The sequence below is a fragment of the Stenotrophomonas sp. KH_036_B genome, from assembly GCF_057839485.1.
The window spans coordinates 1,413,580-1,437,068 of sequence record NZ_CM174491.1; the positions used below are offsets into that span (position 1 = coordinate 1,413,580).

Consider the following 23,489-nt stretch of genomic DNA (forward strand, 5'->3'; position numbering starts at 1 on the left):
GCGGTGTGCCGTTGCGTTGTCCATGGCCACCGGCCAACTGTCAAAGGCGGGTCGGGGCGGGTTTGCGGGGGTGTAGAAAACATGGATGTTTTCTACAAGCCTACAAGGACGTATTCACGGCGTCCCCCGCAAACCCGCACCGTCCCGCCAAACCGAGGGAACCATCGCCCACCGGCTGTTCGCCAAAAGGCATGAAGCCGGGCAAAGCCCGGCGCTACGCGATGCTGGCGACCGCGCAATCCCGCACCGGCGCGAAGCTTCGGCGGTGCTGGGGGCAGGGGCCGTGGGTGCGCAGGGCGGCGAGGTGCGCTGGCGTGCCGTAGCCCTTGTGCTGGTTGAAGCCATACTCGGGGTGCTGCGCGTGCAGGTCCAGCATGTAACGGTCTCGGCTGACCTTGGCCAGGATGGAGGCCGCCATGATCGCGCGGTCGAGCGCGTCGCCGCCGACCAGTGCCTGCGCCGGACAGGGAAGGCCCTTCGGGACCACGTTGCCGTCGATGCGTGCGAACTGCGCCACGTGCGCTACACCTTCCACCGCCCGGCGCATGCCGAGCATCGTCGCCTGGTAGATGTTGAGCGTATCGATCTCGCCCACGTCCACCATCACCACGTGGAAGGCCAGCGCACGCTGCTGGATCTTGTCGAACAGCTGGTCGCGGCGCAGCGCCGTGAGCTGCTTGGAATCGTCCAGCCCGTTCAGGCGGGGACGGTCCGGGCAGAACACCACCGCCGCCACCGCGACCGGACCGGCCAGCGGACCGCGTCCGGCTTCGTCCACGCCCGCCACGTAGCGCGGCGCCACCGTGGCCAGCGCGGCCCCGTCGAAGAGCGCCAGCGATGCCGCCGCGGCGTGCCTGCGGCTCATGCCGCCGCGTCGCGCTTGCGTGCCAGCAGCTCGGCCACCGCGTCGGCCGCGCGTGCCGAGGCGTCCTGGCGCAGCTGCAGGTGCAGCTTCTGGTAGGTGTCCTGCAGGTCCACCGCGCGCTGCGGGTGGTCGAACCACTGCAGGATCGCCGCCGCCAGCTTGTCCGGCACGCAGTCGTGCTGGATCAGCTCCGGCGCCAGGTCCTTGCCGGCCAGGATGTTGGGCAGCGCGAAGCGGTCGACCTTGATCAGCCCCAGCGCCTTGACGATGCGGTAGGTCAGCTCCGCCACGCGATAGCCGACCACCATCGGGCGCTTCACTAGCATGGTTTCCAGCGTGGCCGTGCCGGACGCCAGCACCACCACGTCCGCGGCGATCATCGCCGTACGCGCCTCGCCGTCGAGCAGGTGCGAGTGCGCCACCGGCAGCGCCGAGCGCGACAGCTGCTCCTGGATCAGGCGCCGGCAGGCCGGGTTGGCCGCGGGCACCACCACATGCAGCCCGGGGATGCGCTCGGACACCTGCCAGGCCGCTTCGAAGAAGGCCCCGCCCAGCCTGCTGATCTCACCCAGCCGACTGCCCGGCAGCACCGCCAGCACCTTCGCGTTGGAGGGCAGCCCGAGCGCGGCGCGGGCCGCCTCGCGATCGTTGCTCAGCGGAATGTCGTCGGCCATCGGGTGCCCGACGAAGCGGGCGTCGATGCCGTGACGCGCGTAGATCGGCGGCTCCATCGGGAACAGGCACAGCACCAGGTCGGCGCTGGCGCCGATCTTCTCCGCGCGCTTCTCGCGCCAGGCCCAGACCGAAGGGCTGACGTAGTGCACGGTGGTGATGCCGCGTTCCTTCAGCCAGCGCTCCACGCCCAGGTTGAAGTCGGGTGCGTCGATGCCGATGAACACGTCCGGCTGCCACTCAAGCGCGCGCGTGCGGAACTCGCCGCGCAGTTTGAGCAGGCGCGGCAGGTGGCGCAGGATCTCGGTGAGCCCCATCACCGCCAGCTCGCTGGCGTCGAACCAGGTCAGGCAGCCGGCGTTGCGCATGGCATCGCCGCCGATGCCGGCGAACTCGGCGTTGGGGAAGCGCCGCTGCAGCTCGCGCACCAGTCCGGCACCGAGCAGATCGCCGGAGGCTTCGCCGGCGACCAGTGCGATCCGCAGCGGTCGCGTGGAGCCATTGGCATGGATCGGCAACGCCGCCTGCGCGGTCGCCATCGCGCCGAGCGCCGCCGAAAGCGGAATGATCTCGGCGGTGGTGCCGGAGGGGAGCTGTCCGCCCGGGCCGGTCATCGCAGCAGCGGCCTCTCGGCGTGTTCAATGAAGTCCAGCATGTCCTTGACGTCGGGGCTGTGCGCGGCCTGCTCGGCGAGCTGGACCTTGGCCTCGGCCAGCGGCAGGCCGGCGACATACAGGGTGCGGTAGGCGCGCTTGATGCTGGCGATGCGCTCGGCATCGAAGCCGCGGCGCTTGAGCCCTTCACTGTTGATGCCGCGCGGGCGGCCCAGCGAGTCGCTGCCGACCATGGTGAACGGCGGTACGTCACCGTTGGTCAGCGCGCCCATGCCGAGGAACGCATGCGCGCCGATCCGGCAGAACTGGTGCGCACCGGCGAAGCCGCTGATGATCACGTAGTCGCCCACCGTCACGTGGCCGGCCAGCGTGGTGTTGTTGGAGAACACGCAGTGGTTGCCGACGTGGCAATCATGGGCGACGTGGGTGTAGGCGAGCATCCAGTTGTCGTTGCCGACCGTGGTGATGCCACCGCCGCCGGCGGTGCCGCGGTTGATGGTGACGAACTCGCGGATCACGTTGTCGTCGCCGATCACCAGCTCGGTGCGCTCGGCGTTGTACTTCTTGTCCTGCGGTTCGCCGCCGATGGCGGCATGGCCGATGAAGCGGTTGTTGCGCCCGATCCGGGTGGGACCGTGGATGGAGCAGTGCGGGCCGATCTCGGTGCCTTCGCCGATCACCACGTCGGCACCGATCAGGCAGAACGCACCCACGCGGACGTCCGCCGCCAACGTCGCCGACGGGTCGATCACTGCGGTGGGGTGGATGAGCGGCGCGGTCATTCGCGGGTGCCGGCGCAGAGCACTTCGGCGCAGGCGACCACTTCGCCGTCGACCTTGGCCACGCAGTCGTACACCGCCATGTTGCGGATCACGCGCTTGATCTCGACGTGCATCTCAAGCACGTCGCCGGGCACGACCTGCTTGCTGAAGCGGGCCTTGTCGACCTTCACCATGTAGAACAGCTTGGACTGCGCATCGCGGCCCAGGGTGAGCTGGGTCAGCACGCCGCCGGCCTGGGCCATGGCTTCGATGATCAGCACGCCGGGCATGATCGGCTGGCTGGGGAAGTGGCCCTGGAAGAACGGTTCGTTGATGCTGACGTTCTTGGTGGCGATGATGGTGCGCTTCTCGTAGTCGATCGCGATCACCTTGTCGACCAGCAGGAACGGGTAGCGGTGCGGGATCAGCGCCTGGATCTGGGTGATGTCCGGCAGCTTCTGTTCGTGGCTCATTCCTTCTCCTTGCTTACAGACAGGATGCGACGGGCCAGGGCATCAAGCTGCTTGAAGCGCGCGGCGTTCTTGCGCCACGTGCGATTGTCGGTCAGTGGGGTGCCGGACGAATACTCGCCTGGCTCATGGATGGAGTTGCGCACCACGGATTTGCCGGTGATGACCACCTTGTCGCAGATCTCGAGGTGGCCAACGACGCCGACGGCGCCGCCGAGCAGGCAGTAACGGCCGATCTTGGCGCTGCCGGCGATGCCGGTGCAGCCGGCAATGGCCGAGTGGGCGCCGATCTGGACGTTGTGGGCGATCTGGACCAGGTTGTCCAGGCGCACGTCGTTGTCGAGCACGGTATCTTCAAGGGCACCACGGTCGACGCAGGTGTTGGCGCCGATTTCGCAGTCGTCGCCGATGCGCACGCCGCCGAGCTGGGGCACCTTGATCCAGCTGCCCGCGTCCATGGCCAGGCCGAAGCCATCGGCGCCGAGCACGGCGCCGGGGTGGATGCGCACGCGCTTGCCGAGCTTCACGCGGGTGACCAGGGTGACGCGGGCGATCAGTTCGCAGCCGCTGTCCAGGCTGCAATCCTCACCAATGATGCTGCCGGCGCCGACGATGCAGTTCTCGCCGACGACGCTGCGCGCGCCGATGGTGACGAACGGGCCAACATGGGCGCTGGCGGCGACCTGGGCCTCGGGATCGATGATGGCGCTCGGGTGGATGCCGGGCGGGCGGGTCGGCGCGATGTCGAACAGCGCGGCGATCTTGGCGAAGGTGGTATACGGATCCTTGGCGACCAGGGCGGTGCCCGGCGCGGCCTCGGCATCGTCGGCGCGCAGGACCACGATACCGGCCTGGCTGTCGGCCAGCTGGGCGCGGTAGCGCGGGTTGGCCAGGAAGGTCAGCTGGCCGGGGCCGGCATGGGCAAGCGTGGCCACGCCATGGATGGCAGTGCTGCCATCACCATGGACCTGCAGGCCAAACTGCTCGGCGAGTTGCTGGGCGGTATAGGTAGGAATGTTCACGCGGCGAGTTTACCGTGTGGCGTGACTTCGGTCATGTTGGGGGCGTTTCTGGGCGGTCAGGTTCGAACAGCGGCTCCCTGGTTGGCATACGGTCCCAGGGCGCCGGGCTCTGCCCGGCGGCTTCTGGCATTGGGGCGAACAGCCTTTTGGCTGCGGGGGTTGTCGTGCAGGGCCGGCGGGTGCGGGGGTACGGGACACGCCGTGAATACGTCCATGTAGGCTCGTAGAAAACTTGCACGTGTATGCAATCCTGCATACACGGCAAGGCCTGGGTTGGGCGTCCTGCCCAACCCGCCGGGCGCATGCGCCCGGCCCATGTTTTCTACGGTCCCGTACCCCCGCACCCGCCGACCCTCTGTCAGTCGGTCGGTGGCCATGGGAAGGTCTAGAGCGCTTTCAATCAATTCCACGCGTTAACGGGCGCGGGGTGGTCTCACGGCAGTCGTTTAGGAAACCGACCCCACCCTCGTCTCACAGGTCATCAATTATCGGGCTATCGGGCTATCGGGCGATCGGGCGATCGGTCCTCGTGCCACCGTTCATCTGACCATCCCTCCTCCGGCCGTTGGGCTATCGGGGCATTTGGCCATCGCTTGCCGCTTCGCCGCTTCGCCTGAATGTTGGAATGTGGGGCCACCGTACCGGCGCTGCGGTCCCGTAGAGCGACGCCATGCGTCGCTGCTCTTCCCCACCGCATCACGCGATCTGTCAGGGGAGGCCGGCGGGTAGCCCCCGTAGGGACTGTCAAAAACATGGATGTTTTTGCCAAGCCTACACGGACGTACTTGCGGCGTGTCCCGGAGGGGGCTGCCCGCCGGCCTCCCCAGCTCGTATCAACCGAAACGCTGCCGTTCGCCGTTCGCCGTTCGCCGTTCGCCGTCCGCCGTTCGCCGTTCGCAGTTCGCCATTACCCCACGCCACACACAAAAACGCCGGGCTGTGCCCGGCGTCTCTGCGTGCGTTCGGGGGCTTAGAACTGGCCGCCGAACGTGAACTGCAGGCGTTCGATTTCGTCGCCGTCTTCCTTCTTCAGCGGGAAGGCATAGCTGATCGAGATCGGGCCGACCGGGGCGCGCCACAGCAGGGCGACACCGGCCGACGCACGCAGCTCGTTGGCCTTGAAGTTGTCGATGCCGTTGTACACGTTGCCGACGTCGAAGAACGCCGAGACGCGTGCCGACGGGCTGTCGAACAGGCGCGGGAAGTAGGCCTCGACCGAACCCACCGTCTTCAGCGAACCACCCAGCGGCTGGCCACGGCTGTAGGAGTACGTCGGTTCCGAACGCGGGCCCAGCGTGTTGTCTTCGAAGCCGCGCACCGAGTTGGTGCCGCCGGCGTAGAAGTTCTCGAAGAACGGCAGGCCCGACGCGGTGACCACCCGGGTGGTGCCGTCCGGGTTGGTGATCACGCGCGACGTGTCGTTGCCGTACGAGTCGCCATAGCCGATTTCGGCGCGGGTGTTGATGACCAGCGACGGGATGATCGGCCAGTACTTCGAGACCTGGTAGTTGAGCTTGTAGTACTCGACGGTGGAGCCGGGCAGGGTGGTTTCCAGGCCCACGCGCTGGTACATGCCGCGGGTGGGCATGAAGTAGTCGTTACGCGTGTCGCGCGCCCAGCCCAGCTCGGTGCGCCAGGAATGGAAGGTGCGCTGGCCGATGGCGTCGATGTAATCGATGATCGACTGCGGCGTGGAACCGGCGTAGGTCGTGATCTGGTTGCTGTCGATGCCCACCATCAGCGAGACCGTGTCGTTCTCGGTGATCGGCACGCCGAACACCACCTGCGCCGCACCGTTGGTGCTGTTGTACTGCGCGGTGTTGAAGTCGGAGTAGTCCAGCTCGCGCCACGACAGGTTGTAACCCAGCGAAACGCCGTCGTCGGTGAAGTACGGGTTCGTGTACGAGAAGCCGTAACGCTGCAGGTAGCTGCTGCGCGACGCTTCCACGGACACGCGGTTGCCGCCGCCCAGGAAGTTGTTCTGCGACAGCTGCACCGACGTGGTCATGCCGTAGGACTGCGAATAGCCCAGGCCGAACACGAAGCTGCCCGACGTGGTTTCCTTCACGTTGTAGACCACGTCGACCTGGTCATTGCTGCCCGTGACCGGCGGGGTCTCGACGTCCACCGATTCGAAGTAACCCAGGCGCTGCAGGCGGATCTTGGAGCGGTCGATCGCCGCCTGCGAGTACCAGGTGTTCTCGAACTGGCGCATTTCACGACGCAGGACCTCGTCGGAGGTGCGCGTGTTGCCCTTGAAGATGATGCGGCGCACGCCCACGCGCGGGCCCGGCACGACCTGCATGTTGATCGCCACGGTGCGGTCGGCGCGGTTGCTGGTCGGGATCGGGTTCACCTTGGCGAACGCGTAGCCGATGTTGGACAGCGAGTTGGTGATGGTGTCCGAGCTGAACTCCAGCAGCGAGCGCGAGAAGATGTCGCCCGACTTCTGGAACACCATGCGTTCCACGTCCTCCTGCGGGAGGATGGTTTCGCCGGTGACCTTGATCTCGGAGATCTTGTACTGCTCACCCTCGGTCACGCCGGCGGTGATGAACATGTCGCGCTTGTCGGGACTGATCGAGACCTGGGTGGAGTCGATGCTGAAGTCCACGTAGCCGCGGTCCAGGTACCAGGCGTTGAGCTTTTCCAGGTCGCCGGACAGCTTTTCCTTGGAGTACTGGTCATCGCGGCGGTACCACGACGCCCAGTTGTGTTCCTTGGACTCCCAGGTTTCCAGGATGTCTTCAGACGGGTACTTCTCGGTACCCACCAGGTTCACGTGCTGGATCTTGGCGGCCTTGCCTTCCTTGATCGCGATGGTGATGTCCACGCGATTGCGGTCCAGCGGGCTCACGGTCGGGGTGATCTCGACGTTGTATTTGCCGCGGTCGTTGTACTGGCGGCGCAGTTCCTGCGTCACGCGGTCCAGGCTCAGGCGGTCGAAGGTGCCGCCCTCGGTCAGGCCGATGTCGCTCAGGCCCTTGAGCAGCTGGTCGCTCTTGATGTCCTTGTTGCCGGTCACGGTCAGCTTGTTGATCGCCGGACGCTCCTTGACCGTGACCACCAGGATGTCGCCCTGGCGGTCCAGCTGGACGTCTTCGAAGAAGCCCGTCTTGTACAAGGCGCGGATCGACTCGCCGACCTTGTTGTCGGTCAGCGTTTCGCCGCGTTCCACCGGCAGGTAGGTGAACACGGTACCGGAGGTGATGCGCTGCAGACCATCGACACGGATGTCGCTGACGGTGAAGGGCTCGGCTGCCTGGGCCAGGGCGGGCGCGCCGAAACCGGCGGCTAGTGCGAGGGCCAGCAGGCGGCGATTGGGGAGTCGCGTCATGTCACGTCCGGTTGGAGTCGAATGCAATGTTGCGGGATGCCGGCGCATAAGACGACGACAAAAGGGAAAAAGTTCATCGCTGGACCAGACCAAGGATGTCGTTGTAGAACGCCAGTCCCATCAGTCCAGCCAGCATTGCCAGGCCGATGTATTGGCCGGCCGCCATGGCACGCTCGCTCAGCGGGCTGCCCTTGACCAACTCAATAAGGTAATACAGCAGGTGCCCGCCGTCCAAGATGGGGATGGGCAACAGGTTGATGATGCACAGGCTCAGCGACATCACGGCCAGGAACCAGAGGAACCAGTCCAGGCCACGCTGGGCGGTCTGGTTGGCCACGCGGGCAATGGTGATCGGGCCGGAAACGTTCTGCAGTGAGGCGTTGCTGGTGACGATCCGGCGCATCATGCCCAGCGAATCGCTGGCGGCGCGCCCGGTCTCGCGCAGGGCCGCCGGCACTGCGGCGAAGGGGCCGTACTGGAGCGTGGTGTCGTAGGCCGGGGTGCTGGTCTCGGGGAAGCCGATGCCGATCTGCCAGGTGGGCTGGCCACGGCCGTCCTTGCCCTGGCGCGGGGTGAGTTCCAGCGCCAGGCGCTCTCCAGCGCGCTGAACCTCGATCATGCCGGGTCCGCCGCGCTGGCCCAGGGCCAACACGGCAGGGGACACCTGGTCGGCGCCGTCGATGCGCTGGCCATCCACCGCCAGCACCAGGTCGCCGGGCATCAGCACCCCCTGCGCGGCCGAGCCGGGCAGGACCTGCTCGACCAGCGCCGGTTGTACGCGGAACTGCCAGGTCAGGCCGACCAGCGAGGGCACCCAGCGCTCATCGAATCCGGCCGGCAGCTGCGACAGCGGCAGCACCCGGGTGCGCCGCTGGTCCTGGCCATCCAGCACCTCCACCTGCGCGTCCTGGCGGTCCATGGCGGCGGTGGTCAGGGCCATGCTGGCCTGGCCGGCGGTGGCCACGCTGCGCGCGTCCACGCTCAGCACGCGGTCGCCGGCCTGCAGGCCGGCGGCCTGCGCCATGCCGGTGGTGCGGCCGATGGTGGCCGAATAATCCTGCTTGCCGATCACGAACATCGCCCAGAGCAGGGCGACGCAGAGAATCAGGTTGGCGAGCGGGCCGGCGGCCACGATCGCGATGCGCTGCCAGACCGTCTTGTGATTGAAGGCCTGGCCGCGCTCGGCCGGGTGCACCTCGACCTCGCGTTCGTCCAGCATCTTCACATAGCCGCCCAGCGGAATGGCGGCGATGGCGAATTCGGTGCCCGCGCGGTTGCGGCGCATGAACAGCGGGCGGCCGAAGCCGACCGAGAAGCGCAGCACCTTGACCCCGCAACGGCGCGCAACCCAGTAGTGGCCGAACTCATGGAAGGTCACCAGCACGCCAAGGCTGACGATCATCCACCAGACAGAGCCGATGAACTCACCCATGGTGGACGTCGCGGGAAGGGAGCGGAAGGGGCATTCAGGCGTGGTCGATGGCGGCTTGGGTGATCTGTCGGGCGTGCTGGTCGGCGGCCAGCAGGCCCTCCAGTGTATCGGCGGACGTGACCGACAGTGTTGAGAGAGCGTTAGCGACCAGCGTCGGAATGGCTAGGAAAGCGATCCGCCCCTGAAGAAACGCTGAAACGGCGATTTCGTTGGCGGCATTGAGGATGGCCGGGGCGGTACCGCCGGCGGCCATGGCCTGCCAGGCCAGGCCCAGGCAGGGGAATGCCTCGATGTCGGGCGCCTCGAAATCCAGCCGGCCCTGGGCCAGCAGGTCCAGCCCGCCCACCCCGGATTCGATCCGCTGCGGCCAGCCCAGGCCCACCGCGAGGGTGGTGCGCATGTCCGGCAGCCCGAGCTGGGCCAGGGTGGACCCATCGACGAATTCGACCAGCGAATGCACCAGGCTCTGCGGATGCACCAGCACTTCGATGCGCTCGCCCGGCACGTTGAACAGGTGGTGGGCCTCGATGACTTCCAGCCCTTTGTTCATCAACGTCGCCGAATCGACCGAGATCTTCGGGCCCATCGACCACTTCGGGTGGGCAACGGCCTGCGCCGGGGTCACGTCGGCCAGCGCGGCGCGGCTGCGTCCGCGGAACGGGCCACCGGAGGCGGTGAGCAGGATGCGGCGCACACCGGCCTGGTCCAGGCTGGCGTCGCGCGAGCGCAGGCACTGGAAGATCGCGCTGTGCTCGCTGTCGATCGGGATGATCTCGGCACCGGCGGCGGTGGCGCGCTGCATCAGCAGCTCGCCGGCCAGCACCAGCGATTCCTTGTTGGCCAGCAGGATGCGCTTGCCCGCGCTGGCGGCGGCCAGCGTGGAGGACAGCCCGGCGGCGCCGACGATGGCCGCGACCAGGGTGTCGCAGGCGTCGCTGGCGGCCAGCTGGTCCAGCGCGGCCGCGCCGGCGTGCGGCTGGGTGTCCAGGCCGGCCGCGCGCAGGCCGTCGCGCAGTTCGGCGTAGCGGCCCTCGTCGGCGATCACCGCATGCACCGGGCGGTGGGCGGCGCACAGCGCGACCAGCGCCTGCACCTGGGTGCCGGCGGCCAGTACGGTGGCGCGGTAGCGGTCCGGGTGGCGCGCGATCACGTCCAGCGCGGATGCGCCGATCGAGCCAGTGGCGCCGAAAACGGCGACCTGACGGGGGGCGGAGGCGGTGTCCATGCTCAGAACCCGAAGATTTCCTTGCCCAGCGCGAACACCGGCAGCGCGGCCAGCACGCCGTCGATGCGGTCCAGCACGCCGCCATGGCCCGGGATGATGTGCCCGGAGTCCTTGGCGCCGGCATGGCGCTTGATCAGGCTTTCGTAAAGGTCGCCCAGCACCGACGCGAACACGCTGACCACGGCCGTGATGACCAGGCCCACCACGTGGTCCGGCTGGATGCCGGCGATCCAGCCGAACACCAGGGCGACCAGCAGGCCGGCCAGCATGCCGCCGCCCAGGCCTTCCCAGGTCTTGTTGGGGCTGATGCGCGGCGCCAGCTTGGTGCGGCCGAAGGTGCGACCGGCGAAGTAGGCGCCCGAATCGGCGGCCCAGACCACGGCCAGTGCGGTCAGCAGCCACAGGTGGCCCTGGTCGCCGCTGGCGTGGATGAGCACCAGCGAGGCCCACGCCGGCACGATGGCCAGGGTGCCGGCCAGCAGTTTGAGCGAGCGCGCCGGGCTGCCCGGCTCCGCACCGAAGGTGAAGAAGCGCAGCCACAGCAGGGCCAGCAGCCACCAGCCGATGCCGACCAGTGCGGCGATCTGGTACAGCACCAGCGTGCCGGCGTCGGCCCACACGATGAGCACCATCAGCACCAGGTTCAGCACCAGCAGCACGGTGCGGGCGAGGGTGTCTTCCACGTCGGCCAGCTTCAGCCATTCCCACAGGCCGATCAGGAACACGGCGGCGGCGGCGGCGGCCAGCCACTGGGTCGGCAGCAGCAGGATGGCCGCGATGGCGACCGGCGCCATGATCAGCGCGGCGATGACTCGGGTTTTGGTCATGGGTTGGACGTCTCGGTGGCCAGGGCGGCGATCTGGGCGCTGGTCAGGCCGAAGCGGCGTTCACGCGCGGCGTAGGCGTCCAGCGCCTGCTGCAGGATGGCGGCGTCGAACTCGGGCCACAGCACATCGGTGAACCACAGTTCGGTGTAGGCAAGCTGCCAGAGCAGGAAGTTGCTGATGCGGGTATCGCCGCCCGTACGGATGAACAGGTCGGGCGCCGGCAGGTCGGCCAGGGCGACCCGGCTGCCCAGCAAGGCCTCGTCGATCTGCTCGGGCAGCAGGCGGCCAGCGGCGACTTCAGCGGCCAGTTCGCGTGCGGCACGGGCGATGTCCTGGCGGCCACCGTAGCTGGCGGCAATGCTCAGGGTCATCGCCGTGTTGTCGGCGGTACGCTGCTCGGCCAGCTGCATGCGGCTGACCAGGCCAGCGCCGAAACGCTCGCGTTCGCCGATGAAACGCACGCGCACGCCACGCCGATGCAGCTCGTCCACTTCGCGGTCGAGGGCATTGAGGAAGAGCTTCATCAGCGCGTCGACTTCCTCGCTCGGCCGTCCCCAGTTTTCACTGGAAAACGCGAACAGGGTCAGCGCGGACACGCCGCGCTCGAGGCAGAAGTCGATGGTGCGGTTCACCGCGCGCGCGCCGGCACGATGGCCGATGACGCGCGGGCGGCGACGCTTCTGTGCCCAGCGGCCGTTGCCATCCATGATGATGGCAACGTGGCGCGGCACGGCGGCGGTGGAGCTGCTGGTCGGGGCCTGGGTCATGGGGCTCAGACCGACATCAGTTCCTTTTCCTTGTCGGCCACCACACTGTCGACGTCCTTGATGGACTTGTCGGTCAGCTTCTGGATGTCGTCCTCGCCACGCTTCTTGTCGTCTTCGCTGATCGACTTGTCCTTGATCAGCGCAGCGATGGCCTTGTTGGCATCCTGGCGGATGTTGCGGATGGCGATCTTCGCGCCTTCGCCTTCCTTCTGCACCTGCTTGCCCAGCTCCTTGCGGCGCTCTTCGGTCGGCGGCGGCAGGTTCAGGCGGATCACGGTGCCCATCACGTTCGGGGTCAGGCCAAGGTCGGAGGCGTAGATGGCCTTCTCGACTTCCTTGATCAGGCTCTTGTCGAACACGGAGATCACCAGCGAATGGCCTTCCGACACGGAGATCGAGGCGGCCTGGTTCAGCGGGGTGTCGGTGCCGTAGGCCTTGACGGTGATCCGGTCCAGCAGCGCCGGCGAGGCACGGCCGGTGCGGATGGAGGTGAGGGTGTGCTTCAGAGCATCGATGCTCTTTGCCATGCGCGTCTGCGCGTCCGTCTTGATATCGTTGAGCATCGCCCGAATCCTGGATGTCACTGGTAATCGGGCGATTATATCCCCTCTCAGGCGTTGTCGCGGCCCCGGACCAGGGTGCCGATGTTCTCGCCGTGCAGGATCTTCAGCAGTTCACCCGGCTGGCCCATGTCGAATACGCGCAGCGGCAGGTCGCTGTCGCGTGCCAGGGCGAAGGCGGCGGTGTCCATCACTTCCAGGCCGCGGCGGATCACTTCATCGTAGGTGAGGCTGTCGAAGCGGACCGCGTCGCTGTACTTGTTCGGGTCCTTGTCGTACACGCCGTCCACCTTGGTGGCCTTCAGCAGCAGGTCCGCGCCGATCTCGATGGCGCGCAGGGCCGCACCGGAATCGGTGGTGAAGAACGGGCTGCCGACGCCGGCGGCGAAGATCACCAGGCGGCCCTTTTCCAGGTGCCGGATGGCGCGGCGGCGGATGTAGTCCTCGCACACGTCGTTTATTTTGATGGCGCTCATCACGCGCGCCTTGGCGCCCAGCTTCTCCAGCGCGTCCTGCATGGCCAGCGCGTTGATCACGGTGGCGAGCATGCCCATCTGGTCGCCGGTGACGCGGTCCATGCCGCCTGCGGCCAAGCCGGCACCGCGGAAGATGTTGCCGCCGCCGATGACCAGGGCCACTTCGGCGCCAGCCTGCTGGGCCTCGATGACTTCACGGGCCAGGCGGTTGATGACCTTGGGGTCGATGCCATAGTCCTCGTCTCCCATCAGCGCCTCCCCGGAAACTTTCAGCAGGATGCGGCGATAGATGAGATTGGACATGGTGGCCTCTGGATACGTGGAAAACGCGGGAATTCTACTGGAAGCAGCGTCACCAGGTGCGGAAAACTTGCTGCACTGCGGCGCGGCCCCGTCGTGGCTTCCTGTGGCGCGTTGCTGACTCCGTTCAGGCCGGCGCGGTTTGCGGTGAACGCGCGATGACGCGGTTCCTTCCGAGGTTCTTGGAACGGTAAAGCACATCGTCCGCCGCCTTCAGCAGGTCCTGAACATCGGCGAAACGCTCGTAACCGCCCTGGGTGGCCACGCCGGCGGAGAAGGTGACGAACAGGGGGCCGCCAGCCACCTCGGCCATGGGCGTATTGACGATGCTGGCCAGGACCCGGCGCACCACTTCCAGCGCCACCGGCTCGGTGGTGTTGGGCAGCAGGGCGATGAATTCCTCGCCGCCGAAGCGGGCCACGGTGTCGCTGTTGCGCAGGTGTTCCTGCAGCTTGGTCGCGAACACGCGCAGGACCTGGTCACCCATGAGGTGGCCATGGGCGTCGTTGATCTTCTTGAAGTCGTCCAGGTCGATGAAGGCCACCGACAGCGGCCAGCCATGCCGGGTGGCGCGCAGGAACTCCTCTTCCAGCACCGCTTCCAGCTGGCGGCGGTTGAGCACGCCGGTCAGGGCGTCGCGGTGGGCCTGCTCGGCCAGGCGGTTGGCGCGCGCTTCGAACTCGTCGGCGCGCTGGCGGGCCAGGGCGGCGTCCTGCATTTCGCGCAGGTTGCGCAGGGTCGCCAGCTCCTGGGCGTGTTCGATCAGCTGCTGCACCCGCGCCGGCGAAATCACGCTGGTCTCGAACAGGGCGCTGATCTCGGGCAGGGCTTCGCTGATGCGCGCCAGCACCTGGTCGAACTGGGCGCTGTCCAGCTGCAGCGTCTCGTTGACACGCTGCAGGGCATGTTCGCGCGCCGCGTCGGCGTCGGCGCTGAGCCAGATGTCGGCCACGGCACCAGACAGGGCGACGCAGGCCTGGAAGGTGTCTTCGGCGGTGGCGGGCGCCTCGCTGTGGGCGATGGCATCGACCAGGTAGCGCGGCAGGTCCCACTGTTCGGCCATCCAGGCGCCGACCTCGGCGTGGGTGCAGTCCAGGTGTTCGCGCTCCAGCGCCACCAGGGCGTCGTTGTCGCGGGCCTGGCGCAGCAGGGGCAGGTAGCGGTCCGGCTCGCTCTGGGCCAGTACCAGGACACCCAGGTCCTGGAGCAGGCCGGCCAGCATCAGCTCTTCGGCCTTGCGCAGGCCACGGGCCTGGCCCAGCAGGCTGGCCGCCAGGGCGCTGAGGATGCTGCGGCGCCAGGCGCGCTCGCGCACGTCCTGGCCGTGGCCGGGCGCGGTCAGGTCCTGGGTGACGGTGAAGCCCAGGGCGAGGCTCACGGTGGCGTTGAGGCCGAGCATGGTCAGGGCCTGGCCGAGGTTCTCGATCCGGCGGCGGCTGGCGTAGAGCGGGGAATTGGCAATGCGCAGCATGCGCGCACTCAACGCCATGTCGATGGCGATGATGTCGGCGGCGGTGGTGATGTCCGTTTCCGGGTCCTGTGCCAGTTCGATGATGCGCAAGGCAATACCGGGCGGCGAGGGCAGGTTGCGGCAGAGCGCCAGGGCGGCTGTCAGCTCGGGAGGCATGGCGGGACTACTAAGGTGATGTGGCAAGAATACATGGAGTGCGTCACGGATTTGAGTGCCGGGGCTTGCGTTACTGGGCTGAAGTGGCAGCCGACTGGGTGTCCGGCGCGCCTTGCAGGGCAAAACCAGCGGACCCATCGGGTGGCGCGGGTCAATGGCGTCTTTGGTATCACATTCGCTGCCGGATGGGGGAGCTTGGGTGCAGGAAGCGCGATGCTGCGCTGCGCCGGCGGGCGCAGGTACCATGCGCGCTCAAACCAAAAAGGATGCAGTCACATGGCGGTGAAGTCGCTTCAGGAATTCCTCTCGAGCACGCATGAGAAGGATGTCAGTGCGGATGCGTTCGAACTTGAAAGCCTGCACATGCTGGAGGTCCGGGTGGACGGCATGGTCTGGGCCAAGTCCGGGTCGATGGTGGCGCGCAAGGGGGCGGTGAAGTTCACGCGCCAGGGGCTGCTGGAGCAGGGGCTGGGCACGCTGCTCAAGAAAATGGTCAGCGGGGAAGGCCTGCAGCTGATGAAGATCGAGGGACAGGGGCGGGCCTATCTGGCCGATGCGGGCAAGCAGGTAACGCTGCTGCGGCTGGCGGGCGAGTCGATCTTCGTCAACGGCAACGACGTGCTGGCCTTCGAGACCGGGATCGAGTCGAAGATCACGATGATGCGCAAGGTGGCCGGGATGCTGTCGGGCGGCTTGTTCAACATGCGCCTGAGCGGCCATGGGATCGTGGCGATCACGTCGCACTACGAGCCGTTGACCTTGCCGGTGACGGCGCAGGGTGGTCCGGTATTCACCGACCCGAACGCGACGGTGGCCTGGTCCGGTTCGCTGACGCCGGAGATCGTCACCGACATTTCGCTCGGCACGCTGGTCGGTCGCGGCTCGGGCGAGAGCCTGCAGCTGCGTTTCGCGGGCGAGGGTTGGGTGGTAGTGCAGCCGTATGAGGAAGTTACGTTCCAGGCTAAGGGCTAAGAGCTTTGAAGCAGACGCGGCTGCCGGTGGGGCGAGTGCGGGGCCGCCATACCCATGTCTGCGAATGTCCCTCAACAGCGGCTGCCGGTGGATCGAGCGCCGGGCCGCCTTACCCTTTCCGGCGAATGTCCCCCGGCGGCGGCGCATGCCGACGCCGGGGGACATTTGCATTGGGGCCTGCCGGCCGCGGCGGGGCCCTCAACGCTCGCGGCAGATCGGATCGAAGCCCGTGCGCCACGCTTGAAAAAAAACCCGGCGTAAGCCGGGTTTTTTCGTTGCATCGCGTTGGAGGCGATAAATCAGGCCAGACCGGCCTGCTTCATCACTTCGGCGGCGTAGTCTTCCACGACCTTTTCGATGCCTTCGCCAACGGCCAGGCGCTTGAAGCCGATCACTTCGGCGCCGGCAGCCTTGAGCACCTGCTCAACGGACTGGTCGGTGTTCAGCACGTACGGCTGGCCGTACAGCGTGACTTCGTTGACGATCTTGGCGATCTTGCCGCTGATGATCTTTTCCAGGATGTCGGCCGGCTTGGACTTGTCCTTGTCGGACATCTTGGCCAGTTCGATTTCCTTTTCCTTCGCAACGAACTCGGCCGGAACGTCGGCCGCCTTGTTGTGCGGCGGGTTCATGGCAGCCACGTGCATGGCCAGACCACGGGCCAGCTCGGCGTCGCCGCCGGCCAGTTCAACCAGCACGCCGATGCGGCCACCGTGCACGTAGGCAGCGACGGTGTTGGTCGATTCCAGGCGCACGATGCGACGCACGTCGAGCTTTTCGCCGACCTTGGCGATGACCGCTGCGCGGGTCTCTTCAATGGTTTCGCCGGTCGGCAGCTTGGCGGACTTCAGCGCCTCGATGTCCGCAGCGCCCGAGCTCAGTGCCGTGGCGACAACAGCCTTCGAGAAGTCCAGGAAGTTGGCGTCCTTGGCGACGAAGTCGGTTTCGGAGTTGATTTCGACCAGCACGGCGGTGTTGCCGTCCTGTGCAGCCACGATCACGCCTTCGGCAGCAACGCGGTCAGACTTCTTGTCGGCCTTGGCCAGGCCCGACTTGCGCAGCCACTCGGCCGAAGCGTCGATGTTGCCGCCGTTTTCGGTGAGTGCCTTCTTGCACTCCATCATGCCGGCGCCAGTGCGCTCGCGCAGTTCCTTGACCAGGGAAGCAGTGATTTCCACGGGAATTCCTCACGAAAGAAAGGGGTTGGGCCGGCATGGTGGCCGGCCCGTGTGACAGTGTCCTGTCGTCGCGCCGTCGGCAGCGGACAGGAGCGGTGGGCGCCAGGCACCCACCGCGGGCCTGGATCAGGCCTGGGCTTCGCCAGCCTTGTCGGCAGCAGCCTTCTTGGCCGGAGCGCGGCGGGCCGGCTTGGCGTCTTCAGCAGCCGGAGCTTCGGCGAACTCTTCTTCACGAACGGTGGCGGCGTGCGGAGCAGCAGCCTTGCCTTCCAGCACGGCGTCAGCAGCGGCGCGGGCGTACAGCTGCACAGCGCGGATGGCGTCGTCGTTGCCCGGGATCGCGTAGTCGACCAGTTCCGGGTTGTAGTTGGTATCAACCACGGCGATCACCGGGATGCCGAGCTTCTTGGCTTCCTTGATGGCGATGTCTTCGTGGCCGATATCGATGACGAAGATCGCGTCCGGCAGACGGTTCATGTCCTTGATGCCGCCCAGCGAGGCTTCCAGCTTGTCGCGCTCACGACGCAGGCCCAGCACTTCGTGCTTGACCAGCTTCTCGAACGAACCGTCGGTCTCACCGGCTTCCAGTTCCTTCAGGCGGGCAACCGACTGCTTCACGGTACGGAAGTTGGTCAGCGTGCCGCCCAGCCAACGCTGGTTCATGAACGGCATGCCGCAACGCTCGGCTTCTTCGCGGATCGATTCGCGGGCGCTGCGCTTGGTGCCCAGGAACAGGATGGTGCCGCGCTTCTGGGCAATGCTGGAAATGAAGTTCATCGCGTCATTGAAGAGCGGAACGGTCTTTTCCAGGTTGATGATGTGGATCTTGCCGCGGGCGCCGAAGATGTACTGGCCCATCTTGGGGTTCCAGTAACGGGTCTGGTGGCCGAAGTGGACGCCGGCTTCCAGCATCTGACGCATGGTGACCTGGGGCATTGCAATACTCCTGATAGGGAACCGGCCGCCACGGGTAATAGATGGGCGGTCCGCCGTGAGGCGGGAGGTTCCGGGGTTTGGCTTCCCTGTCGCTTCCGTGTCCGAACTCCTTGCGGAGCACCCCGGCACGGATATGGGCGGCAGGTGTGGATTCACCGGTGACGTCCGGTGTTGACGGGTTTCCTGCGCCAAGGCGCGAAGAAATCCGGTCGATTTTAGCCCGGGCAGCGCCGGCAGCGCAATTGGCGGGGTCGGACCGGCCAGCCGCTGCTGCCCCGCGTCGCCCAGGCGGGCGCTGAAATGACCGCCAGCGTAGGCCGAGGCCGGGCCGGGCAAGGGCCAGCGGCGTGAGCGCTGGGCCAGTACGTAACCGGCCAGGTCGGGCAGGATCGGGCGCTCGCGGCCGTCGGCGTCGATGAAGACCAGGTCGGCCAGGCGCGCGTGGCTGCCACCGGCATTGTAAAGCTCCAGCGCGGCGCTGCCGGCGTCGACCTGTACCCGCGCCGTCAGGGCGGGGGCGGCGGCGGGCTGGGGGCCGGCGATGAACACGGGCAGCGATACCTGCAGCGGCGGGGAGTCCGGGCCGGCCCGGATCACCAGGCGATAGCCCTGCTCGGTGGCGGGCGGCGGACCCAGCCGCACCACCCGCACGCGCTGCCTGGCCTGCGCGGCAACACGGAGTACGACGGGGCTCAGCACCACGTCCTGTGCCGGAACCAGGACCTCGGTCTCGCGGGTCTGGTCCCAGTGATACAGCCGCGCCTGGCCGTGCCAGGGTTGCGCCGTGTCGTTGTACAGCCACAGCTCGCCATCGCGCTGGCCGGCGGCGAGGGTGAGGCGCAGCGGCGACACCTCCAGTGCCTGCGCGGCGGCGGGTGCCAGCAGGGCCAGCAGTGCCAGCAGTGCCAGCAGTGCCCAGGCGCGGGTCAGAACGTGAGGGTGAGCCATGGGTGCGCGTCGTCGTCGGCGCCGTCCGGGGCTGGGGTAAGGGCCTGCACCTGTGGCGGGGCCGGGGCATCACCATCGCTGCGCTGGTGGTCCACCGTGCAGCGTGCGGCGGCATCGGGGCGGTCCAGGGTGCACGCCTCCACGATGCGCAGATGCACGCGCAGCGGCGTGGCCGGCTCGGCCAGGGCGGAGGGCATGCAGGTCAACAGGGCGGCGCTCAATGCGAGGCGGACTGCGTTGCGTCGGTTCATCCGGATCGGCGGCGAGGGGTCGCTGCCGGTATCGGCCTGCCGGCGCCGGACTTGAGCGCGGCTCAGTAGGTGATGGTCACCTTGATCTGGTCACTGTAGCTGCCTGCGGCCACCGGACCGGTGCTGGCCGGTGCGCGACCATACACGGTGAGCTGCTGGGCACTGCCCGTACCGGTGCCGCTGACCCTGTCGACATTGGCCGTGCTGCCCCAGCGCTGGCTGCGGTTGCTGTCGCTGTAGAGCTCGTAGGGGATGAACCACGTGGGATCGGTGGCGTGTCGCATTCGCCTGACCGTCCCGGACGGGTACAGGCCGTTGTCCAGTGCGATCGTGTAGGCGGTGCGGTTGAGGCAGGTCAGCCCGATGGTCGAGGTGCGGTCGATGTTGGCGGCGATCGCGCCGGGGTTGCTGCCGAAATCCATGTCGGTGGTGACATAGGTGCTGCACTGGGGAAGCACGTTGGCGGTGACCGTGAACGGGAAGCCGCCGGTGGCGGTCTTGTGGCCGCTGACGCCGCTGCTGGTGGTGCACAGCGCCGGCGCGGAGGCGGTGCCCAGCAGCACTTCGTTGAAGGCGTATTCCAGGCGCACGTTGGCCAGGGTGAACGCGCTGCTGTAGCTGCCCGACGACAGCGTCTGCGACGCCGGCACCCGCCCGTAGATCACCACGGTGGCTTCGCCGCTGCCGCCCAGCAGCGGCACGGAATAGTTGAGGTCCACCACCAGCGGCGCCGGGCTGGTGCCGGGCGTCAGGCCCCAGATCGTGCTCATCGCCGCGCTGGTGTACAGCTGGTAGCTCATGGGGTCGCTGGTGGCGTTGGTCATCTGGCGCAGGGGCGACAGCGTGGCCCCGGTGCTGCCGGTGCCCAGCCCGACACAGGCGCGCACCGAGGCGGTTGCCAGCAGGCTGAGACCGGCGGTACTGCAGGAGATCTTGAAGGTGGTGGTGCTGCTGGTGGGGGTGCCGGCGGCATTGGTGATGTTGCCGAACGCCAGGGTCACCGGCGTCGTGGTGGTGCAGGTCGTATCGGCGCGGGCCGCACCGGCGCCGCCGAGCGCCGCCAGCAGGAACAACCACGGCAGCCACGCGCGCAGGCTCATCGTGGCGGTTCCGGCAGGCAGCGCAGCGGGCCCATCCGCGCCGGCGCCGTGCCGTTGGCGTAGGTCATGCTCAGCGTCACCCGGCAGCGGCCCTGCGCGGTGTCGACCTGCAGCGGGGTCTGGGCGGGCAGGTCTTCCAGGTAGGCTTCGCCGTCATATCCGACCGTGGTGCGGCGACCGTCCGGCAGCTGCACCTGGCTGCCCGCGGCCAGCGGACGCCCTTGCGCGTCATGCAGCACCACGGTGGTGGACCGAGTCCGGCGCAGCCCGAAGTCCACCCCGAGCCCGGCGCTCTGCCGGGGCGTGACCCAGGTGTCGACCCGCTCGGCGCGCATGTCGGCCGGCAGATCCAGGGTATCGATCGACAGCCGGTTGCGCTGCCAGGACAGCAGCGGCGTGACCAGCAGCAGGCCTTTGTCGTTGGTGGTCCCGATGGGCCGGTTTTCCAGCCGCACCGGAATGCCGCCGAATCCATCGGTGGACACCACGGCGAACGCATCGGGCACTTCGCGCGCTGCGAACAGGTGTCCGCCCATCCAGACCACGCTGCCGCTGGCGTTGGCATAGGCGAAGTCGGCGTCGCCCTGGCGGGCCACGCCCAGCGAGTAGCGCCCGACCCGGTTCAACCAGCCCAGCTCGGCCAGCCCGCCGGTGCCGTCGTCGCCGTGCCGGGCCTGCACGCGCCAGCCATAGCCACCCTGGCTGCCGTCGCCGGGCACCGGCTGCGAAACATCCACGGCATACAGGGTGCGGTCGCCGTTGCGCTGCGCCGAGACGCTGCCCTGGCGGTTGCGCCCCAGGTTCACCGACAGCGAGAGGTAGACGCTGCGGTCACGGCTGTCGGACAGGTTCTGGTTGGCCGACACATACGCGGAGAAACGATCGGAGAAGGTGCGGTTCCAGAACAGGCTGGCGTAGCGCGTGTCGTCGCCATCGGGGTAGGACAGGCGCAGATAGCTCGCGCTCAGCGAGCCACCCCGGCCGAGACTGGCGCCGACGGTGAGCTGGTCGATGACTTCCGGCGGGAGTGCGCCCTGCAGGCTGCCCAGGTCCTGGAACTGGCCGTGGGTGCGGCGGGTGGCGGCATTGATATTGAATACCCGGTTGTTCCAGCTGTAGCCCAGCGCCCACTGGCCGCCATCGCGTCCGTCGCGGCGGCTGTGCGCGTAGGACGCATTGAGCACGCCGCCCCGGCCCAGCAGCAGCCACCCGCCGGCGCCGGCGGAGGCCACGCCGCCGCCGCCTTCGGCATGCAGCTCGGCGGTGAAACGCTCGCTGGCGCCATAGCGCCACGTGCCGCTGCCCACCGTGGCGCTGTCGTAGGAGAACGAGCGGATGCCGTAGTCGCGACGCATGCGACCCGCGCCCACCGACCAGTCCGACAGTCCCGGTGCCAGCAGCTGCTGGGTGCCGTAGAAGGCGAAATCCAGGGTCTGCATGCGCCCGTAGGCATCGGTGATCACCACCTGCGCATTACCGGTGCCGCTGATGCCGGGCTGCGCGGCCAGCTGGAACGGCCCGACCGGCACCTCGCCGTTGTATTGGCGCAGGCCATCGACATACAGCTCGACACTGGAGGGCACCACGGCTTCGCCGAGAAAGCTGGGGGTGGGGGTGAGTACGCGGTACGGCTGCAGCCCGTAGTTGCGCCCCACCTGGATGCCGCCCATGCGCACCGGCCGGCTCCAGTCCACGAACCCGCTGAAGAAATCGCCGACGGTGAGGGTCACCGCGCTGTCGGGGAAGTCCAGCTGCCAGCGGCTGTCCAGGCGCACGCTTTCGCCGCGCCAGTCGCGGTCCAGGCCATCCTGATAGGTGCGCAGCAGCTGGCTGCTCTGCAGCACGCCGTTGCCGATCCCGAACACGCGCCATTCGGTGGTGAGGGCCAGGTTGCCCACATCCTGGTTGTGGCTGGCGTACAGGTCGTAGTTGAGCAGCGCGCCCGGCGAGGCGCGGGCCTCCGGCGTGGTCTCGGCGCTGGGGCCAAGCTGGGTGGTCGGCAGGCTCAGCTGCGCCAGGGGAACCTCCAGCGCGAGGGTCTGCAGCGCGGCGTCGTAGCGCATCACCACGCCGCTGATCTGCTCCAGCGGCACGGGGGCGTCGCCGCGCGCGCTGAAGCCCAGCTGCCGCAGCACGGCCGGGTCGGCGCGCAGCTGGCCGGCCAGTTCGGTGAACGGCAGCAGCCCGCGTGGGCTGCCATTGAGGGTGACGTCCAGGTACAGCGTCTGCGGCGCGGTCAACGGCGTGGGCGAGGGCAGCATCGCTTCGCCCGAGGCGCCGCTGGCCCCGATGTCGGCGCCGCCCTCGAGCACGCGCCCGGCGGCCAGCGCGGCGGGCGCCAGACCCGACGAAGCCACGCCTGTCGCCAGCGCGATCCGCACGCAGGCCTCAGCGAGCCGGTGGTGTCGGGGACAGTGGCGTGGGATCCGACGCGCCATTGATCTTTGCCGAAAGCGTCGCCCCGACCATGCGGGCGGCAGTAATGTCCAGCGGCCAGCGCATGGTCTGGCCGCTGAGCACGTAACCCACCAGGCCGGGCTGGACTATCTGCGGCTGCTGCGGCGTGCCTACCGCAAGGTCGGCCAGCTGGGCATGGCCGGTGCCGCGGTTGTGGACCTCCAGCACCAGTCTGCCGTCGGCCTCGGGCAGCACGCGGGCCTGCAGGTCCGGGCGTGGCGCCAGATCGCCTTCGGGCTGGATGAACACCGGCAGCGAGTAGCGCAGCACGAACTGCATCCCCTGCCGACCCGGGTCCAGGGCCGGCACCTCATCGACGATGACCCGGTAGGCCAGCTGCGCCGGCGGTGGGGTGGGGTCGGCGCGGACCACCCGGATCAGCTGCTGCTGACCGGCGGCCAGCGTCTGCATCGGCGGGCTCACCACCAGCTCGGTGGTGGGGTCGAGGGTGTCGCGCCCATCATGCTGGGTCCAGCGGTATACCCGCGCCTGCACATCCACCGGCGCGGTACCGCTGTTGCTGATCCACAACGCTTCGGCATTCTGGCGTGGCGTCAGCTGCAACGAGGTCGGCGCCACCTGCAGGCTGGCCGCCGACGCACCCGCGCAGGCGAGCAACAGCAGCAGCATCCCCCAGGCGCGCCCGCCCGTCGTGGCGCGCGGTGCGCGCCCTCGTTCGAGTTCCGGCATGG

At 67.9% G+C, this 23,489-nt stretch carries 20 protein-coding genes and 1 pseudogene; 1 reads left to right on the top strand and 20 read right to left on the bottom strand.

Going from position 1 to position 23,489, the window contains the following annotated elements:
- Positions 1 to 214: 214 nt before the first annotated feature.
- From rnhB to AC3ITN_RS06550, 13 genes are all read right to left on the bottom strand, one after another.
- Complete coding sequence (rnhB, locus tag AC3ITN_RS06490) at positions 215 to 865, bottom strand: ribonuclease HII (RefSeq protein ID WP_489392413.1); 651 nt, start codon at positions 863 to 865, stop codon at positions 215 to 217.
- Complete coding sequence (gene lpxB, locus AC3ITN_RS06495) at positions 862 to 2,151, bottom strand: lipid-A-disaccharide synthase (protein WP_489392414.1); 1,290 nt, start codon at positions 2,149 to 2,151, stop codon at positions 862 to 864. The genes rnhB and lpxB overlap by 4 nt, the downstream gene beginning before the upstream one ends.
- On the bottom strand, positions 2,148 to 2,933 hold the full coding sequence (lpxA, locus tag AC3ITN_RS06500) for an acyl-ACP--UDP-N-acetylglucosamine O-acyltransferase (protein WP_313348413.1): 786 nt from the start codon (positions 2,931 to 2,933) through the stop codon (positions 2,148 to 2,150). Before lpxA ends, lpxB begins: the two co-directional genes overlap by 4 nt.
- Positions 2,930 to 3,385 (bottom strand): 3-hydroxyacyl-ACP dehydratase FabZ, encoded by a 456-nt coding sequence (gene fabZ / locus AC3ITN_RS06505; protein ID WP_313348415.1) that lies wholly within the window; start codon positions 3,383 to 3,385, stop codon positions 2,930 to 2,932. Before fabZ ends, lpxA begins: the two co-directional genes overlap by 4 nt.
- Complete coding sequence (gene lpxD / locus AC3ITN_RS06510; protein ID WP_489392415.1) at positions 3,382 to 4,404, bottom strand: UDP-3-O-(3-hydroxymyristoyl)glucosamine N-acyltransferase; 1,023 nt, start codon at positions 4,402 to 4,404, stop codon at positions 3,382 to 3,384. Before lpxD ends, fabZ begins: the two co-directional genes overlap by 4 nt.
- Positions 4,405 to 5,374: 970 nt before the next feature.
- Complete coding sequence (gene bamA / locus AC3ITN_RS06515) at positions 5,375 to 7,741, bottom strand: outer membrane protein assembly factor BamA (RefSeq protein WP_313348418.1); 2,367 nt, start codon at positions 7,739 to 7,741, stop codon at positions 5,375 to 5,377.
- Between the two features lie 73 nt (positions 7,742 to 7,814).
- Positions 7,815 to 9,173 carry an RIP metalloprotease RseP gene (gene rseP, locus AC3ITN_RS06520; RefSeq protein WP_313348419.1) on the bottom strand — a complete coding sequence of 453 codons (1,359 nt, stop codon included), beginning with the start codon at positions 9,171 to 9,173 and terminating at the stop codon, positions 7,815 to 7,817.
- Between the two features lie 34 nt (positions 9,174 to 9,207).
- The gene (locus AC3ITN_RS06525) at positions 9,208 to 10,398 is read right to left on the bottom strand and encodes a 1-deoxy-D-xylulose-5-phosphate reductoisomerase (RefSeq protein WP_313348421.1); all 1,191 of its coding nucleotides are present in this window, start codon (positions 10,396 to 10,398) and stop codon (positions 9,208 to 9,210) included.
- Between the two features lie 2 nt (positions 10,399 to 10,400).
- On the bottom strand, positions 10,401 to 11,225 hold the full coding sequence (locus tag AC3ITN_RS06530; RefSeq protein WP_313348423.1) for a phosphatidate cytidylyltransferase: 825 nt from the start codon (positions 11,223 to 11,225) through the stop codon (positions 10,401 to 10,403).
- Complete coding sequence (gene uppS, locus AC3ITN_RS06535; protein ID WP_489392416.1) at positions 11,222 to 11,992, bottom strand: polyprenyl diphosphate synthase; 771 nt, start codon at positions 11,990 to 11,992, stop codon at positions 11,222 to 11,224. The genes AC3ITN_RS06530 and uppS overlap by 4 nt, the downstream gene beginning before the upstream one ends.
- Positions 11,993 to 11,997: 5 nt before the next feature.
- Positions 11,998 to 12,555, bottom strand: a complete 558-nt coding sequence (gene frr, locus AC3ITN_RS06540) for a ribosome recycling factor (protein ID WP_313348427.1) — start codon at positions 12,553 to 12,555, stop codon at positions 11,998 to 12,000.
- A gap of 47 nt (positions 12,556 to 12,602) precedes the next feature.
- Positions 12,603 to 13,331 (bottom strand): UMP kinase, encoded by a 729-nt coding sequence (gene pyrH / locus AC3ITN_RS06545; RefSeq protein ID WP_313348429.1) that lies wholly within the window; start codon positions 13,329 to 13,331, stop codon positions 12,603 to 12,605.
- Between the two features lie 124 nt (positions 13,332 to 13,455).
- Positions 13,456 to 14,955 (bottom strand): HDOD domain-containing protein, encoded by a 1,500-nt coding sequence (locus AC3ITN_RS06550; RefSeq protein WP_313348431.1) that lies wholly within the window; start codon positions 14,953 to 14,955, stop codon positions 13,456 to 13,458.
- A gap of 276 nt (positions 14,956 to 15,231) precedes the next feature.
- On the opposite strand from AC3ITN_RS06550, the gene AC3ITN_RS06555 reads away from it, so the two are divergent.
- On the top strand, positions 15,232 to 15,927 hold the full coding sequence (locus tag AC3ITN_RS06555; protein WP_313348433.1) for an AIM24 family protein: 696 nt from the start codon (positions 15,232 to 15,234) through the stop codon (positions 15,925 to 15,927).
- Positions 15,928 to 16,226: 299 nt separating this feature from the next.
- On the opposite strand, the gene tsf is transcribed toward AC3ITN_RS06555, so the two are convergent.
- From tsf to AC3ITN_RS06590, 7 genes and pseudogenes are all read right to left on the bottom strand, one after another.
- Entirely contained in the window at positions 16,227 to 17,105 is an 879-nt protein-coding gene (tsf, locus tag AC3ITN_RS06560) for a translation elongation factor Ts (RefSeq protein WP_313348435.1), read from the bottom strand.
- A 126-nt stretch (positions 17,106 to 17,231) separates the two neighbouring features.
- Positions 17,232 to 18,041 (bottom strand): 30S ribosomal protein S2, encoded by an 810-nt coding sequence (gene rpsB / locus AC3ITN_RS06565; RefSeq protein ID WP_313348437.1) that lies wholly within the window; start codon positions 18,039 to 18,041, stop codon positions 17,232 to 17,234.
- A 585-nt stretch (positions 18,042 to 18,626) separates the two neighbouring features.
- Positions 18,627 to 18,989, bottom strand: a pseudogene (locus AC3ITN_RS06570) (fimbrial biogenesis chaperone); the annotation flags it as partial.
- Positions 18,968 to 19,186 (bottom strand): hypothetical protein, encoded by a 219-nt coding sequence (locus AC3ITN_RS06575; protein ID WP_489392417.1) that lies wholly within the window; start codon positions 19,184 to 19,186, stop codon positions 18,968 to 18,970. The gene AC3ITN_RS06575 and the pseudogene AC3ITN_RS06570, both read right to left, overlap by 22 nt.
- Positions 19,187 to 19,302: 116 nt before the next feature.
- On the bottom strand, positions 19,303 to 20,340 hold the full coding sequence (locus tag AC3ITN_RS06580) for a Csu type fimbrial protein (protein WP_489392418.1): 1,038 nt from the start codon (positions 20,338 to 20,340) through the stop codon (positions 19,303 to 19,305).
- Positions 20,337 to 22,778: a fimbria/pilus outer membrane usher protein gene (locus tag AC3ITN_RS06585; protein ID WP_489392419.1), complete on the bottom strand. Its 2,442-nt coding sequence runs from the start codon at positions 22,776 to 22,778 to the stop codon at positions 20,337 to 20,339. The genes AC3ITN_RS06580 and AC3ITN_RS06585 overlap by 4 nt, the downstream gene beginning before the upstream one ends.
- Positions 22,729 to 23,487: a fimbrial biogenesis chaperone gene (locus AC3ITN_RS06590; RefSeq protein ID WP_489392420.1), complete on the bottom strand. Its 759-nt coding sequence runs from the start codon at positions 23,485 to 23,487 to the stop codon at positions 22,729 to 22,731. Before AC3ITN_RS06590 ends, AC3ITN_RS06585 begins: the two co-directional genes overlap by 50 nt.
- Between the last annotated feature and the right edge of the window lie 2 nt (positions 23,488 to 23,489).